This window comes from Mycobacterium gastri (genome assembly GCF_002102175.1).
Classification (GTDB): Bacteria; Actinomycetota; Actinomycetes; order Mycobacteriales; family Mycobacteriaceae; genus Mycobacterium; species Mycobacterium gastri.
The window spans coordinates 1-1,402 of the sequence record NZ_LQOX01000011.1 but is presented as its reverse complement, the minus strand read 5'-3'; the positions used below and the strand labels follow the sequence as shown (position 1 = coordinate 1,402).

The window sequence follows — 1,402 nt, the reverse complement described above, 5'->3', positions numbered from 1 at the left end:
TCGATGCCCAAGGGGCTGTCGTCGGCGGCGATGGCGGGGTTGGGCGGGTTGCCCAATGCGGCGGAGTTGGCGCAGGCGGCCGGCACTGGCGGGATGGGGATGATGCCGATGCCGATGGGGATGGGTGGCGCCGGGGCGGGGATGCCCGGCGGGATGATGGGCCGTGGGGGTGCTAATCCGCATGTGGTGCAGGCGCGCCCGAGTGTGATCCCGCGTACCGGTGTCGGGTAGGGCAGAGGTGATTGGTCGCGGTGTTGGCGGTGCGGTATCAGGATCAGAGCTTGAGTCTGTGAGAAAGGAAGAATGTCATGGCTACTCGGTTTATGACCGATCCGCATGCGATGCGGGCGATGGCGGGTCGGTTCGAGGTGCATGCGCAGACGGTCGAAGATGAGGCGCGTCGGATGTGGGCGTCGTCGCAAAACATTTCCGGGGCCGGGTGGAGTGGGTTGGCCGAGGCGACGTCGCTGGACACGATGGGTCAGATGAATCAGGCGTTTCGCAATATCGTGACCATGTTGCACGGGGTGCGTGATGGGTTGATCCGCGACGCCAATAACTATGAGCAGCAAGAGCAGGCTTCGCAGCAGATTTTGAGCAGTTAGAAGGGTATTCCGCGATGACGATTAATTACCAGTTCGGTGATGTGGATGCTCATGGGGCGTTGATTCGGGCGCAGGCGGCGTCGTTGGAGGCCGAGCATCAGGCGATCGTGCGTGATGTGTTGGCCGCCGGGGACTTCTGGGGCGGGGCCGGGTCGGTGGCCTGCCAGGAGTTCATCACCGCGTTGGGCCGCAACTTCCAGGTGATCTACGAACAAGCCAACGCCCACGGCCAAAAGGTGCAAGCCGCCGGTTCCAACATGGCCCAAACCGACTCTGCCGTCGGCTCCAGCTGGGCCTAACCACACCGAGCCGGCCTCACCAGCCAGCTCTACAGGGCGCGGGTAACACCAACCAACCAGTGTTACCCGCGCCCTCACCATGTCAGCACCATGTCAGCACCATGTCAGCACCTGGTCAGCCGCCTGATGGCAACCCAGCGCTTCGGTAGGACGTAGCTCACGGAGATCACCGAATGCCCCCGCGGTTTCAGCGTTTGGCGAATCTGGAGTTTTTGGGTGTGGGTTCGCTTACGATCCGCCCGTGGGTTGGTGAGTGTTCGGTTGGTGTCGGTGCCGTTGGTGCGGCTGGTCGGTTTGGGGTTGGAATGGTTCCTGAGTTTGCGTGGTTGCCGCCGGAGATCAATTCGGCGCGGATTTTCGCTGGTGCTGGTGCGGGGCCGTTGTTTGTGGCGGCGGCGGCGTGGGAGGGGTTGGCTGCGCAGTTGGCGGGGTCGGCGTCGTCGTTTGATGCGGTGATTGCCGGGTTGACCGGTGGGCCGTGGGCGGGTCCGGCGTCGG

3 protein-coding genes and 1 pseudogene are annotated in these 1,402 nt (G+C 63.8%); all 4 read left to right on the top strand.

Annotation, left to right across the window (positions count from 1 at the left end):
* Positions 1–231, top strand: a pseudogene (locus AWC07_RS02250) (PPE family protein); the annotation flags it as partial.
* A 77-nt stretch (positions 232–308) separates the two neighbouring features.
* Complete coding sequence (locus AWC07_RS02245; protein WP_036417124.1) at positions 309–605, top strand: WXG100 family type VII secretion target; 297 nt, start codon at positions 309–311, stop codon at positions 603–605.
* A gap of 14 nt (positions 606–619) precedes the next feature.
* Positions 620–904 carry a WXG100 family type VII secretion target gene (locus AWC07_RS02240; protein ID WP_036417122.1) on the top strand — a complete coding sequence of 95 codons (285 nt, stop codon included), beginning with the start codon at positions 620–622 and terminating at the stop codon, positions 902–904.
* 305 nt (positions 905–1,209) lie between these two features.
* The coding region (locus tag AWC07_RS02235) for a PPE domain-containing protein (RefSeq protein WP_139829483.1) at positions 1,210–1,402 on the top strand (193 nt) is incomplete at its 3' end.

Coding starts and splice junctions, on each gene's coding strand:
- AWC07_RS02245 (WP_036417124.1), top strand. CDS start 309: ATGGCTACTCGGTTTATGACCGATCCGCATGCGATGCGGGCGATGGCG.
- AWC07_RS02240 (WP_036417122.1), top strand. CDS start 620: ATGACGATTAATTACCAGTTCGGTGATGTGGATGCTCATGGGGCGTTG.